Annotated in this window: 13 protein-coding genes and 1 pseudogene; 9 read left to right on the top strand and 5 right to left on the bottom strand. The window is 71.3% G+C overall.

Annotation, left to right across the window (positions count from 1 at the left end; genetic code table 11):
• Nucleotides 1-106 precede the first annotated feature (106 nt).
• The gene (locus tag JK364_RS36025) at nucleotides 107-943 is read left to right on the top strand and encodes a helix-turn-helix transcriptional regulator (RefSeq protein WP_201855578.1); all 837 of its coding nucleotides are present in this window, start codon (nucleotides 107-109) and stop codon (nucleotides 941-943) included.
• A 30-nt stretch (nucleotides 944-973) separates the two neighbouring features.
• Here JK364_RS36025 and JK364_RS36020 read toward each other — a convergent pair whose 3' ends face one another.
• A complete protein-coding gene (locus JK364_RS36020) occupies nucleotides 974-1,921 on the bottom strand; it encodes an AraC family transcriptional regulator (RefSeq protein ID WP_201855577.1) in 948 nt (315 codons plus the stop codon).
• An 82-nt stretch (nucleotides 1,922-2,003) separates the two neighbouring features.
• On the opposite strand from JK364_RS36020, the gene JK364_RS36015 reads away from it, so the two are divergent.
• The 4 genes from JK364_RS36015 (at nucleotide 2,004) to JK364_RS36000 (ending at nucleotide 5,257) form a co-directional block, all read left to right on the top strand.
• Nucleotides 2,004-2,852 carry an NAD(P)H-binding protein gene (locus JK364_RS36015; protein ID WP_201855576.1) on the top strand — a complete coding sequence of 283 codons (849 nt, stop codon included), beginning with the start codon at nucleotides 2,004-2,006 and terminating at the stop codon, nucleotides 2,850-2,852.
• A 146-nt stretch (nucleotides 2,853-2,998) separates the two neighbouring features.
• Complete coding sequence (locus JK364_RS36010) at nucleotides 2,999-3,427, top strand: pyridoxamine 5'-phosphate oxidase family protein (RefSeq protein WP_201855575.1); 429 nt, start codon at nucleotides 2,999-3,001, stop codon at nucleotides 3,425-3,427.
• A 76-nt stretch (nucleotides 3,428-3,503) separates the two neighbouring features.
• A complete protein-coding gene (locus JK364_RS36005) occupies nucleotides 3,504-4,496 on the top strand; it encodes an ATP-binding cassette domain-containing protein (protein ID WP_201855574.1) in 993 nt (330 codons plus the stop codon).
• Entirely contained in the window at nucleotides 4,493-5,257 is a 765-nt protein-coding gene (locus tag JK364_RS36000) for an ABC transporter permease (protein ID WP_201855573.1), read from the top strand. The genes JK364_RS36005 and JK364_RS36000 overlap by 4 nt, the downstream gene beginning before the upstream one ends.
• On the opposite strand, the gene JK364_RS35995 is transcribed toward JK364_RS36000, so the two are convergent.
• Together JK364_RS35995 and JK364_RS35990 are read right to left on the bottom strand one after the other, a co-directional pair.
• Nucleotides 5,241-8,462 carry an ATP-binding protein gene (locus JK364_RS35995; protein ID WP_201855572.1) on the bottom strand — a complete coding sequence of 1,074 codons (3,222 nt, stop codon included), beginning with the start codon at nucleotides 8,460-8,462 and terminating at the stop codon, nucleotides 5,241-5,243. The genes JK364_RS36000 and JK364_RS35995 overlap by 17 nt on opposite strands.
• 88 nt (nucleotides 8,463-8,550) lie before the next feature.
• A complete protein-coding gene (locus JK364_RS35990; RefSeq protein ID WP_201855571.1) occupies nucleotides 8,551-9,171 on the bottom strand; it encodes a TetR/AcrR family transcriptional regulator in 621 nt (206 codons plus the stop codon).
• Between the two features lie 123 nt (nucleotides 9,172-9,294).
• Here JK364_RS35990 and JK364_RS35985 point away from each other — a divergent pair, with 123 nt between their 5' ends.
• On the top strand, nucleotides 9,295-9,582 hold the full coding sequence (locus tag JK364_RS35985; RefSeq protein ID WP_201855570.1) for a putative quinol monooxygenase: 288 nt from the start codon (nucleotides 9,295-9,297) through the stop codon (nucleotides 9,580-9,582).
• A gap of 50 nt (nucleotides 9,583-9,632) precedes the next feature.
• Complete coding sequence (locus tag JK364_RS35980; RefSeq protein WP_201855569.1) at nucleotides 9,633-10,661, top strand: phosphotransferase family protein; 1,029 nt, start codon at nucleotides 9,633-9,635, stop codon at nucleotides 10,659-10,661.
• A 62-nt stretch (nucleotides 10,662-10,723) separates the two neighbouring features.
• Here JK364_RS35980 and JK364_RS55780 read toward each other — a convergent pair.
• Nucleotides 10,724-10,864: pseudogene (locus JK364_RS55780) on the bottom strand (transcriptional regulator); the annotation flags it as partial.
• 23 nt (nucleotides 10,865-10,887) lie between these two features.
• Here JK364_RS55780 and JK364_RS35975 point away from each other — a divergent pair.
• Entirely contained in the window at nucleotides 10,888-11,175 is a 288-nt protein-coding gene (locus tag JK364_RS35975; protein ID WP_230993014.1) for an SDR family oxidoreductase, read from the top strand.
• On the top strand, nucleotides 11,129-11,494 hold the full coding sequence (locus tag JK364_RS35970; RefSeq protein WP_201855568.1) for a VOC family protein: 366 nt from the start codon (nucleotides 11,129-11,131) through the stop codon (nucleotides 11,492-11,494). The genes JK364_RS35975 and JK364_RS35970 overlap by 47 nt, the downstream gene beginning before the upstream one ends.
• Nucleotides 11,495-11,653: 159 nt before the next feature.
• Here the strand turns inward: JK364_RS35970 and JK364_RS35965 are convergent, their stop codons facing one another.
• On the bottom strand, nucleotides 11,654-12,139 hold the full coding sequence (locus tag JK364_RS35965; RefSeq protein WP_201855567.1) for a hypothetical protein: 486 nt from the start codon (nucleotides 12,137-12,139) through the stop codon (nucleotides 11,654-11,656).
• Nucleotides 12,140-12,583 lie beyond the last annotated feature (444 nt).

The raw sequence follows: 12,583 nt of genomic DNA, 5'->3' as shown, positions 1-12,583 counted from the left end.
GTGCTTGTGTTCCGTTGCCGAAGACAAGCCTGTGACCGCCGCGAGCCGGGGATAAGGGAAGGAAGTTCCTGGGAACACGAGTCCTACCCTGGCTGTTGGATCGGATATGACGACCCGCACCGTGGACGCGACACAGGAGCTGGCCGCGTTCCTACGGACCCGGCGCGAACGCCTGAACCCGGACGATTTCGGCCTGCCGTCGCGTCGGCGGTCCCGGCGGACGCCGGGACTGCGCCGCGAAGAGGTCGCCGAACTGGCCGGGGTCAGCATCGACTACATCGTGCGGCTGGAACAGGGCCGCGGGCTGCGGCCCTCGGCGGACGTGGTGGAGGCGCTGTCCCGGGCGCTGCGCCTGGGCCCCGACGAACGCGTCTACCTCTTCGACCTGGCCCGGCAGCGCCGCCCCCGCAACGCCGACAAGCCCACCACCGCCGCGGTGCCGCCGCTGTCCCGGCTGGTCGCCGACCTGTCGCCGCTGCCGGCCATGCTGATGAACCACCGCTACGACATCCTGGCGTGGAACGGCGAAATGGCGAGGCTGCTCATGGATTTCGACACCCTCCCGCCGGGGAGGCGCAATGCGATGTGGCTGTGTCTGATGCATCCGCGGATACGCGAGTTCTACGTCGACCGCGAACGCGTCGTACGGGAGGGAATCGCCCATCTGCGTGCCGCGTGGGCCGCGCATCCGGAGGACAAGGCGCTGACCGACCTCATCACCGAATTCACCACTCATGACGAGGAATTCGCGCGTTTGTGGGCCGAGCGGGACGTCAAGGTCAACGGCCGCGGGGACAAGGTGATACGGCACCCTGATGTCGGTGAGCTCGCACTGCAATTCGAAGTGCTGATGCCACTTGAAGATCCGGACCAACGGCTGCTGATCTACCGCGCCGCGGACGATGAGAGCCAATCGGCATTGGACCGGTTGTGCGCACGGTGATATCGAACCGTGCATTCGTGCCCTGAGCTTTCAGGTGACGGTCGCGGTGCGGCGGAAGTCGCTCGGGTTGACGCCTCGGACCCGTTTGAACGCCGCGCTGAAACCGAACGGGTCGGAGTAGCCCACGGTGCGGGCGACGTCCGCGACGGTCGCGGCCTCCCGCTCGACCAGGAGGTCCGCCGCGAGCGTCATGCGCCAGCGGGTGAGGTAGGTCAGCGGGGGTTCGCCGACCAGGTCGGCGAACCTCTTGGCCAGCGTCGAACGTGACACCCCGGTGCGCTCGGCCAGCGCGGCGACCGTCCAGGGTGCCGCCGGTTCGGCGTGCAGCAGGCGCAGCGCACGGCCGACCACCGGGTCCCGCTGGGCGGCCCACCAGGCGGGGGGCTCGCCGCCGGGCCGGTCGAACCACTCGCGCAGCGTGCAGACCAGCATCCAGTCCAGCAGCCGGTCGAGGACGACCTGCTGGCCCGGTGTGTCGACGGCGACCTCGGCGGCGAGGTGGTCCAGCACGGGGTCGGCCGTGCCCCCGTCGTCCACGCGCAGCACGACGGGCAACGCGTCCAGCAGTCGGCGGCTGATCTCGCCGCGTACGGGGTAGGCGCCGACGATCAGGGTCGTCGCACCGTTGCCGTCCTCATCGGTCTCCCCGCCCTCGTCGTGCCAGCCGATACGGTGCCTGGTCCCGCCCTGCTCGGGCGTGGCGCAGTGCTCGCCGCAGGCGATCGGTTCGGCGCGGGTGCCGATCTCGTCGACGAAGGTGAACGTCCCAGGGCCGCGTACGACGATCGTCTCGCGGGCGCGGAGCGGCTCGGGCGGACGGTGCTCCGGCACGATCCAGCCCGACCCGGTGAGGACGGTGCACAGGGTCAGCGGCGCGCCGTCCACGAAGTGGAGCGCCCAGGGCGGGGACAGGGTCGAGCTGCCGAACAACGAGCCGTGGGCCCGCACCCCACGGATCAGATCACTGAACGCGTCCACCTCAGCGAGTTTAGACGAATACACAGGTGATCCGGCTCTTCACCTATGGGGTCGTCCGAGTCGGCCGTGTTCAATCGGTGTCATGAGCAACGACACCACTCTCGTCCTCGGCGCGACCGGCAAGACCGGTCGGCGGGTCGTCGCCCGGTTGCGGCTGGGCGGCACGCCGGTGCGTGCCGTCTCCCGGTCGAGCCCGACCCGGTTCGACTGGTCCGACCCCGGCGGCTGGGACGCGGCCCTGCGAGGTATCGCCACCGCCTATGTGGTGGCCCCGCCCGTGCCGGGCCCGGTGCACGAGTTCGTGGCCCGGGCCGAGGCCGCCGGGGTGCGGCGGCTGGTCCTGCTCTCCGGGCACGGCGCCGACACCTGGGGCGACTCCACGTTCGGACTGGACATGCGCTCGGCCGAGGACGCCGTGCGCGGCTCGGCTCTGGAGTGGACCGTCCTGCGGCCGTCGAACTTCGCCCAGAACTTCGACGAGGACGTCTTCCACGCCCCGCTGGTCGCCGGGGAGCTGGCGCTCCCGGCCGACGCGGTGCCCGAGCCGTTCATCGACGTCGAGGACGTCGCCGACGCCGCGGCCGCGGTGCTGACCGAGCCCGGTCGGCACGCCGGACGGGTCTACGAGCTGACCGGACCGCGTGCGCTCACCTTCGGTGAGGCCGTCGAGCTGATCTCCCGTGCGTCCGGGCGGCCCCTCACCTACCGGCAGGTCTCCCCCGCCGAGTACGCCGCGACGCTGGTCGAGGAGGGCTTGAGCGAGGAGGACGCCCACCACGTCGCCGAGATGTTCGTACTGATGGAACGCGGGCTGCTCGCCGGGACGACCGATGACCTCGCCACCGTGCTGGGACGGGCGCCCCGGACCTTCGAGGACTACGTCGTACGGGCCGCGGCGGCGGGAGCGTGGCGGCGCCCCGACAGCGGTTGACCGACCCGCTCGACCATCGCCCTCCATCGTCCCCGGAACACCTGTTCCGCCATTCCCCTCACCTGCCACACCTATCCGCCATTCCCCTCACCTGTCACACCTATCCGCCATTCCCCTCAGCTGTCGCACCTATCGGAAGGGCCGTGATGAGCACCGCCGCCAGTTCGCTGACCGCCCAGGACCTCGAGTTCCTCCGCCGCCCCCTGCACGGGTTCCTGTCCGTGGCCGAGGGGCCGGTCCCGCCACAGCCCCGGCCGGTGTGGTTCGAGGCCACTGCCGAGGGCACGATCCAGCTGTTCACGGCCCCGGACTCGCTCAAGGTGCGGCGCCTGCGCCGCGACCCCCGCGCCTCGATCGTCGTCGCCGCCCCCGTGGGTGAGCGCGAGCGCTGGCTGTCGGTCGCCGGCCGCACCACGGTCGAGTCCGACGGAGCGCACGAGCTGTGCGCCCGCCTGGCCGCTCGCTACTGGGACCTCGACGACCCGGCCCGCGCCGATGACCTCGCCGGGATCCTGGCCACGGAGCAGATTCGGCTCGTCATCCACCCGGAGACCGTGAGTCGCTTCGCGTACTGACCACACAACGCCATGTCAGTGGCCGTGTCAGGGGCGTGACAGGCGGGTGTCAGCCGCGGCCGGGACCGTGTTGGGCATGAAGAGTTCGGCGATAGCGGTCTCAGGGCTGCGCAAGGGATTTGGCGACAAAGTCGTGCTCGACGGCATCGACTTCGAGGTCGCCGCGGGATCGGTTTTTTCCATGCTCGGCCCGAACGGGGCGGGCAAGACGACGACGGTGAACGTTCTGACGACATTGATGAAGGCCGACGCCGGGACGGTGCGCGTCGCCGGGCACGACGTGGTGACCGGGATCAAGGAGGTGCGCGCGGTCATCGGCGTGACCGGTCAGTTCGCCGCGGTGGACGAGCTGCTGTCGGGCCGGGAGAACCTGCGGCTGATGGCGGACCTGAAGCGCGTGCGCTCCGGCGGCCAGGTGGTCGGGCGGCTGCTGGAGCGGTTCGACCTGGTGGAGTCGGCGGACAAGATGGCGGCGACCTACTCCGGCGGTATGCGCCGGAAGCTGGACCTGGCGATGACGCTGGTCGGCAATCCGCGGATCATCTTCCTGGACGAGCCGACGACCGGTCTCGACCCGCGCAGCAGGCGCGCGATGTGGGGGATCGTCCGCGAGTTGGTGGCCGACGGCACGACCATCTTCCTCACCACCCAGTACCTCGACGAGGCCGACCAGCTCGCCGACCGGATCGCGGTGCTCGACCAGGGCCGCCTGGTCGCCCAGGGCACCCCCGAGGAGCTCAAGCGCCAGGTCCCCGGCACCCATGTCCGGCTCCGGTTCGCCGGTCTCCGCGAACTCGACGTGGCGGCGGGGGCCCTGCCCGGGTCCACCCGGGACGACCAGGAGCTGACCCTGCGGGTGCCCAGCAGCGGTGACTCGAAGTCGCTGCGGGCCCTGCTGGACAAGCTCGATGAGCAGACGATCACCGCGGAGGAGTTTTCGGTGCACACACCGGACCTCGATGACGTCTTCTTCGCCCTGACCGGTCACGCCACACAGGCCGCGGACACCACCCACACCACACAAGACACACAAGCCACACACGCCACCTCGGAGGCGATCGCGGAATGAGCACTGTCTCGACGTCATTCGGCGACGCGGCGATCATGCTGCGTCGCAACTTCAAGCACACGGTCAGGAATCCGGTCACGGTCTTCCAGGCGGTCCTGTTTCCCGTCGTGATGATGCTGATGTTCGTCTACGTCTTCGGCGGCGCCTTCAAGGTCACGGGCGAGTACGTCGATTACGCCGTACCGGGCCTGACCGTCATGGCCATCACATACGGATTGGGCCCGACCGCGGCGGCCGTGAACGGCGACATGACGAAGGGCATCAACAACCGGTTCAAGGCCATGGATGTCTCCCACGGCGCCGTACTGGCCGGTTATGTCGTCTCCACCACGGTGCGCGGTCTGATCGCCGACGCGGTCATCATCGGCGTCGGCTTCGCGATGGGGTTCCGTCCGCACGCGAGCTTCCTCCAGTGGCTCGCCGTGATCGGCCTCATGCTGTTGCTCGCCTTCGCGACCAGCTGGCTCACGGTCGCCATGGGCCTGGCCGCGAAGACCGTGGAGTCGGCGGGCATGGCCACCGTGCCGCTGATCATGCTGCCGTTCCTGAGCAGCGCGTTCGTGCCCGCGGACACGATGGGGACCGGTGTGCGGCAGTTCGCGGAGTACCAGCCCTTCACCCCGATCATCGAGACGCTGCGCGGGCTGCTGTCGGGCGGCCACCCGTCGACCGGCGACGCGTTCGCGGCCGTCGCCTGGTCCGTCGGGTTCGCGCTCGTCGGGTACGTATGGGCGATCGCCACGTTCAGGAAGCGAGCGTGACCTCGACCAGATGGGACCAGCTGGTGCGCGTCCCGTCCCGGGTCGCCTCGGCGAACTTCGCGTCGCCGAGGCGGCACCGCGCGGCCCGCTCGATCCGGGCCAGGTCCGGGTGGGCGCGGTCCCACAACCCGCGTACGCCCGCGCTCGCCCCGAGCAGCCGCGCGGCCTGCTCGTGCTCGTCGCGGCGCAGCGCCAGGTCCGCGACCCCGACCAGCACATGCGAGATCAGCAGCGCGTGCCCCACCTCGGACGCCGCCGCGCAGGCCGCCGCGCGGTGCGCCCGGACCTCGCCGAGGTCGTCGGCGAGGTAGCCGAGCAGATCGTGCGTCGCCGCGCGGATGTCCGGGCGCTCCGCCTCGTCGCCCAGCATGGCCGTCGCGAGGCCGAGTTGCCGGTGCGCCTCCTCGGCGTCGCCGTCCCACCGGGCGAGTTCCGCCCTCGAGAAGGCCAGCTCGGCCAGCGCCTCCGGCCAGGTGACCCGCTCCGCGCACCGCCGCGCCTCGGCGATGGCGGCCGCGCCGGCGTCCTTGTCGCCCAGCAGCCAGTACAGCTGCGCCTGCCGCGACCGCATCCGGATGACGTCCTCGGGGGCACCGACCTCGCTGACGACCGCGATCGCCTGCTCGTAGCGCTCGCACGCACCGGCGAAGTCGCCGCGTACGGCGAGCAGGTTGGCCAGCTCGGTCAGGGCGAGCGAGATCCCGTACCGCTCGCCGAGCGCCCGGAACTCGGCGAGCGCCGCCTCCAGGTAGACCTCCGCGGTCGGGCCGTCCTGATTCTCCTGCCCGTTACGGCCATCTCGCCCGTCCCGCCCGAACACGATCCGCATCTTGCCCATGTGCCACCGGGCCAGCGCGCGCACCCAGGGGTCCTCGTCGTCCATCAGCGGTGCGAACGCGGTCAGGCCGGCTTCGGGCGCGTGCAGCATGCGTTCCAGCACCGCGATGAACTTCACCCCCGGGTGGCGGTGGCCGCGCCCGCTGAGCCGGTGCGCCTCGTGGATCCACTCCGCGGCCTGGCGCTCGTCGCCCCGCCCGGAGGTCACGAAGTGCACGATCAGCGCGTACACCATGGCCCGTACGTCGTCGGGCACCTCCCCGGGCGTCCTGGTGGCCGCGGTGATCAGCTCCAGGCCCTCGGTCCTGCGCCCGCCGAGCCACCAGTACCAGCCCGCGCCCGCCGCGAGCCGCATCGCCGCCCACGCCTCGCCCGCCGCGAGCGCGCCGCGCATCGCCGCACCGATGTTGTCGTGCTCGGCCTCGAGCGCGGCCAGCCACTCCACCTGCTCGGCGCGGCGCAGCCGCGGCTCGGCGGTCTCGGTGAGCTCGGTGAAGTGGGCGAGATGGGCATGGCGCGCCAGGTCCGACTCCCCCGCCTCCGCGAGCCGGTGCCCGGCGTACTCCTTGATCGTGCCGATCATGCGGTAGCGCGGGGCGCCGCGGCCCTCGGCGACCAGCAGCGACTTCTCGGTCAGCGCGGTGAGCAACTCCAGCACCTGCTCCTGCTCGACTCCGCCGCCCGCGCAGACCCGTTCGGCGGCCTCCAGGCTCGCCCCGCCCGAGAACACCGAGAGTCTCCGCAACACCGTCCGTTCGGCGTCGGTGAGCAGCTCCCAGCTCCAGTCGACCACCGCGCGCAGCGTCTTGTGCCGCGGCAGCGCGGTGCGGCTGCCGCTGGTCAGCAGGCGGAACCGGTCGTCGAGCCGGTTGGCGAGCTGGTCGAGGGACATGGTGCGCAACCGGGCCGCGGCCAGTTCGATCGCCAGTGGCATCCCGTCCAGCGCCCGGCAGACCCGCACCATCGTCGCCAGCGTATGGGCGTCCGCCGCGAGGCCGCGGCGCACCGCCCCGGCCCGGTCCCGCAGCAGCTGGACGGCGGGCGAGGACCCGATCTCGACCGGGCCCGCGTCCCCCTCCGGCAGGGCCAGTGGCTCGACCGGCCACAGCGCCTCCCCGGTGATGCCGAGCGGTTCCCGGCTCGTCGCCAGGATCCGCAGCCGCCGGCACTCCCCGAGCACCCGGTGGGCGAAGACCGCCGCGGACTCGATCACATGCTCGCAGTTGTCCAGGATCAGCAGCGCCTCCCGCTCCCGGACCGCGGCGATGAGCCGGTCGGTCAGCTCCGCGTTCGGCGCCGCGCCGAGCAGGGCGTCCCGCAGGCCAAGACCGGCGAGCGCCGGCTGCGCCACGTCGCCGTCCGCGCCGATGGCGGCGAGCTCCACCAGCCAGGCCCCGTCCGGCAGTTCGCCGAGCAGCGTGCGCGCGGTCTCCGTGGCCAGCCTGGTCTTTCCCGCGCCGCCCGGCCCGATCACGGTGGTGAGCCGGTGTTCGGCGATGAGCCCACGGACCGCGGCGACATCGGCGGCCCTGCCGACGAAGCTGGTCAGCTCGGCGCGCAGATTGCTCTTACGGTTCGCTTCCCCCCGCCCCAGTTCGCCACGCCCCAGTTCGCCACGCCCCGGCTCGCCCCGCCCCAGTTCGCCCCGCAACAGCGCGACATGCAACGCGGCCAGCTCCGGCGAGGGGTCGGCGCCCAGCGCGTCGGCCAGCGCCTCCCGCGCGCGCTGGTACGCGTGCAGCGCCTCGCTGTCCCGACCGGCCGCGACGAGGGCCCGCATCAGCGCCCCGACGAGCCGTTCCCGCACGGGGTGCGCGGCCACCAGATCGGTCAGCTCCGCCACCAGCTCCGCACCCCGCCCCAGGGTGACCTCCGCCTCGGCCCGCTCCTCCGTGGCGGTCAGCCGCAACCCCTCGAGCCGTACGACCGCGGCCTCGAACGCGGCGCTGTCCCGCAGGCCGACGTCCTGCATGGCCGCACCGCGCCACAGCCCGAGGCCCTCGCGCAACAGCCGCGCCCGCCGGGCACCGTCCTCGGCACGGGCCTGACCCGCGACGACGAGCCGTTCGAAGCGCACGGCATCCACGGCATCGGGCTCCACCAGCAATCGATAGCCGTCCGTCCGCCCCTCGATCACCCCGCCCGGCAGCGCCTTCCGCAGCCGGGAGACCAAGCGCTGCAGGGCATTCGCCGCGTCGGCGGGCGGCCGCTCCCCCCAGATCCAGTCGATGAGCGACGCCTTCGGGACCACCTGCCCCGGCCTGAGCGCAAGGGCGACCAGCACTCCGCGCAACCGCGCCCCCGGCACGTCGGCCGAGCCGCCGTCGTCCGTGCGAACCTCGAGTGGCCCCAGCATCCCGATCTGCACCCGCTGATTTTGCCACGGGTGTTCGGCAGGCATCTTGGGCCGCCGATGGCCGAAGAGGGAGGATCGGCGACGCGCTTCCTGGGGACGGTCATCCCCCGGGGTTGCCCTTGGGGTTGCCCCCGGGGTCGCCCTTGGGGTTGCCCCCAGGGTTCCCATGCGGGAGGTCGAGGATGATGTCGGCGGCGCGGGCGATGACCGGGACGCGGGTGGTGCCGGGGTGGTCGGCGGCGAGGAAGTGGCTGCCGATGGCCATGCAGAAGGCGAGCAGGGCGCGCGCCTCGACCTCGTCGGGGTCGTCGCAGAAGGTGCCGATCGCGTCGCGCGCCAGCTGAATGCGCTGGTTGTCCACGCGGCGCAGACGCTCGGCGACGGCGTCGTCGCGGCGGGCCCAGTCGCGGATGGCCAGATCGATGGGCAGCAGCCGGTCGCTGGAGAAGGTGAGCCGCCCGGCCAGGCGGACCTTGTCCCGCGCGTCGCCGCCCTGCCGCTCGACCTGGTCGATCACGTCGCCGACGCTCTCGCGCTCCCAGGTGTCCAGCATCTCGGCCAGCAGTGCCTCGCGGTCGGCGAAGTACCCGTAGAAGCCGCCCTTGGTCACCCCCAGCGCCTTCGCGAGCGCCTCGACCCGCACCGCGTCCACGCCGCCCGCGGCCAGCGCCCGCAGTCCCTCCTCCACCCACTTCTCGCGCGGTGTGCGCAATGCGCCCATCTGTGGCCCACCTCACCCTGTCAGACCTGTTGTACGGAGCCGTACAACGGGTCTAGCCTCGTGTTGTACGGCATCGTATAACACGAACCGTACAGACCGTATAACTTGAGAGGGGACACCGTCATGTCATTCGGTTTCGTTGCCTTCCACTACCCGGCCCCCGAGCACCGCGAGGAGTTCGTCGCCGAGTGCCACAAGGTCGCCGAGGCGATGCGGCAGCAGCCGGGCTTCGTGTCCGTCGGGGTCTGGGTCACCCCGGACGGCGTCGCCGTCGTCACCACCGGCGCGTACGAGTCCGAGGACGCCTTCCGGGCGACGGCCGGCCTCGCCCGCGAGATGGGCGCGACGCCCGACGGCCTGAGCGACCTGGAGGTCAGGCCCCGCGAGGTCCACTTCCTCGTATCGCGGTAGGCGCATGGGAGGTAGGCACATGGGCGGTATGCACATGGGAGGATCGGGCCATGTCCTTACCGCCGCCTTTCGGGGAGAAGCTGCGGGCCGAACTGGGTTCGCCCCGCCGGGCTCGCAGACTGGACAGCAGTCCGCGATCGCGGGTGTGGCGGGCCGAGCTGTCCGGCACACCGGTAGTGGTCAAGCAGCTCATCGAGGGCCCGGAGGCCGCCGGGAGATACGCCCGCGAGGTGACCGCGTTACGGTTCGCGTCCCGGGTCGACCCGCCCGTCGCGCCACGGCTCCTCGGCACCGACCCCGGCGAACGGGTGCTGGTCCTGGAGGACTTGGGCGATCAACCGCCGGCCGACGACTGGGTGATCGGCTACGCCGAGGCGCTGGCCCGGCTCCACGCGGCCACCGGTCCCGGCGACGTCGGCCTTCTCCCCGCCTGGTCCGGCCCCACAAGAGAGGACATCGGCTCCTTCCTCGGACTCGCCCAGACCCTCGGCCGCACGGTGCCGACCGCGGTGCGGACCGAACTGGACGACCTCGTGAACCGCCTGGCCCACGCGTCCGGGCACGCCCTGCTGCACGGCGACCCCTGCCCCGGCAACGACATCCACACCGGCAGCGGGGTCAGGTTCATCGACTTCGAACAGGCCGCGCTCGGCAACGGGCTCATGGAACTCGCCTACCTTCGCATCGGCTTCCCGACCTGCTGGTGCGCCACAGCCCCGGCCCAGCCGCTGCTGAACGCGGCGGAGGCCGCGTACCGCACGGCCTGGCGCCAGGCGACAGGCGCCGATGTCCAGGACGATCTCACCGACGCGTGCGCGGGCTGGCTGCTGCGAGGCGACGCGCTCGTCGAGCGGGCTCACCGGGGAACCGCCGACCACCTGTCCAAGCTCCCCCACGGGGACTGGCAGTGGGGCACGGCGACGGCCCGGCAGCGGCTCGTCCACCGTCTCGGGATCGTCGGCGAGATGACCACGAGCGGCAGCGAGCTCGAGCATCTGGGCCGGCTCGCCCTGGCCATGCGCGACGCGATGCTCACCCGCTGGCCCGCGCTTGAGCCACTACCCTCGCGGCGGCGCTAGGGCGGTGCCGGCCGCTGGAAGCCGCGGTCAGCCGGGGACACCCATGCGCAGGGAAGCCGCGGTCAGCCGGGGACACCCATGCGCTGTGTGCCGATCACCGAAAGCAGCCGCAGAGCCTCCTCCGCCGGGGAGCCGGGATCGGCCGTGTAGCTCACGACCCGCTGGTCCCGGTCGGCGATGTCCAGGACATCGCAGTTGAGCGTGCGTACTGCCCGCCTACAGCGCGATGAAGCGAGGCGTCCACAGCCTCACCGAGTCGGCCGCCGTCGCCTACGGCCCGGAAGGCATCCGCGTCAACGCCATCGCCCCCCGGCACCACGCTGACCGAGATGATGCGCCACTGGGAAACGGAATCGCCGGGCGTCATCGACCAGCTCAACGCGCGCACCCCGCTGCGCCACGCGGCCGAAGCGGGCCACCTCTAGGGTGTGCGTCCCGAAGGTCTTTTGATCGGCCCCGGAGGTGCCATGCCCCTGCAGATGAAGTTGCGTGCGATAACGCTCGATTGCCTTGATCCGCTGGCTCTGGCGACGTTCTATCAGCAAGCCACGGGCCTCGAACCGCACCCGAAATCCAATGCCGACTTCGCCGGTCTCACCTGTGAGGACGGCCTCTTCATCGGCTTCCAGCGAGTCGACGACTATCGCCCTCCCCGCTGGCCCGAACAGAGCATTCCCCAGCAGTGCCACCTTGACTTCGCCGTTGACGACCTGGATGAGGCCGAGGCACGACTGCTGGAGCTGGGCGCGGGCAAGCCGGATCACCAGCCAAATGACAGGTGGCGGGTCCTCACTGACCCGGCTGGGCACCCCTTCTGCCTGGTCAGAGGCTGATTGCGGCGAGCCGCTACCACTGGGCGGTGTGCTCGTCACAGTCGAGGCCGCTGAGCTTGGCGTGCTCGTCGTCGGCTGCCTGCTGGAGTTCGATGAGTCTGTCGAGGTCCACGGCCGGATGATGGATCGAGCCCGCTCCCCACAGGCCATGGCCCTGGCCTACGAGCGGGACACGCCGTCCGGCCACACGACATCCACAGGCACACCTGCCTCTCGCGCTTCCCGCACCACGTCCGCCGTCCCACCACCCTTGCCGGTGGGGGGCTGCCCGTTCCAGACGGCCACGAGACGATCGGCCCGCTGCAGCAGCACGGCGTTTGCCGCTTCGTACGCCTGGCGGTTCGCCGTGGCGTGCGGCATTACCAGCACCTCGTCCGCTGCGTCCACGAGCCGGTCGAAGGCTTCGGCGTGGTCCGGTTTCACCTTCGCTTGCCGGTAGTCCTCCGACGGGATCACCACCACCAGGCGCCCGCCCGCTGCCAGGACCGCATCCGCGAAGAGGCTGTCGCTGCCCTTCGCGATGCACGACACTCCTACCAGGCTGGAGGGCTCATAGGCGGCGAGGACCTTGTCCAGCTCTCCTCGCACCAGCGGCACCGACTCGTCGGTGAGGTCCATGTGCCCGGTGACAGCGATCGTGGTCATTGCGCCTTCCTCGTTATGCGCTCAGCAGGCCCCGGATGCTACCGCGCACATCGGCCACGGCCCGGGGGACGCTGTCTCCCACTGTGTGGGGGTACAGCTGCGCCAGCTGTACCCGCGGCAGCCGCAGCCACAAAGGGCTGACCAAGACCCAGCTCGCTACCAGGTCTGAGCTGGGCCGTACGACCGCCCAGGAAGCGTTCCGGGCGGACGGGGCTGTCCCGTCGGCTGAAACGGTCGTGGCGCCGCAGTGGCCCAGCCCACATGAATGGATGACACAGGTGTCGACGGCCAGTGGGAATTCCCCGACCGCCGCCACCTGGTGGGGAGTTATCTGGCCGCCGACGTCACTCTGCGTGTTAATTCGTGGCACACAACGGCTGGCGGATGAGGGCGCGGAGGTCTGCCAGCGGGATGCGGGATGCGGGATTTCTCGTCACAGTGATC

Origin of the sequence: Streptomyces endocoffeicus, from assembly GCF_016741935.1 — a bacterium.
Classification (GTDB): Bacteria; Actinomycetota; Actinomycetes; order Streptomycetales; family Streptomycetaceae; genus Streptomyces; species Streptomyces endocoffeicus.
The sequence above is the reverse complement of the archived record's forward strand: the minus strand, read 5'-3'. Positions and strand labels throughout refer to the sequence as shown.

Coding starts and splice junctions, on each gene's coding strand:
- JK364_RS36025 (WP_201855578.1), top strand. CDS start 107: ATGACGACCCGCACCGTGGACGCGACACAGGAGCTGGCCGCGTTCCTA.
- JK364_RS36015 (WP_201855576.1), top strand. CDS start 2,004: ATGAGCAACGACACCACTCTCGTCCTCGGCGCGACCGGCAAGACCGGT.
- JK364_RS36010 (WP_201855575.1), top strand. CDS start 2,999: ATGAGCACCGCCGCCAGTTCGCTGACCGCCCAGGACCTCGAGTTCCTC.
- JK364_RS36005 (WP_201855574.1), top strand. CDS start 3,504: ATGAAGAGTTCGGCGATAGCGGTCTCAGGGCTGCGCAAGGGATTTGGC.
- JK364_RS36000 (WP_201855573.1), top strand. CDS start 4,493: ATGAGCACTGTCTCGACGTCATTCGGCGACGCGGCGATCATGCTGCGT.
- JK364_RS35990 (WP_201855571.1), bottom strand. CDS start 9,171: ATGGGCGCATTGCGCACACCGCGCGAGAAGTGGGTGGAGGAGGGACTG.
- JK364_RS35985 (WP_201855570.1), top strand. CDS start 9,295: ATGTCATTCGGTTTCGTTGCCTTCCACTACCCGGCCCCCGAGCACCGC.
- JK364_RS35980 (WP_201855569.1), top strand. CDS start 9,633: ATGTCCTTACCGCCGCCTTTCGGGGAGAAGCTGCGGGCCGAACTGGGT.
- JK364_RS35975 (WP_230993014.1), top strand. CDS start 10,888: ATGAAGCGAGGCGTCCACAGCCTCACCGAGTCGGCCGCCGTCGCCTAC.
- JK364_RS35970 (WP_201855568.1), top strand. CDS start 11,129: ATGCCCCTGCAGATGAAGTTGCGTGCGATAACGCTCGATTGCCTTGAT.
- JK364_RS35965 (WP_201855567.1), bottom strand. CDS start 12,139: ATGACCACGATCGCTGTCACCGGGCACATGGACCTCACCGACGAGTCG.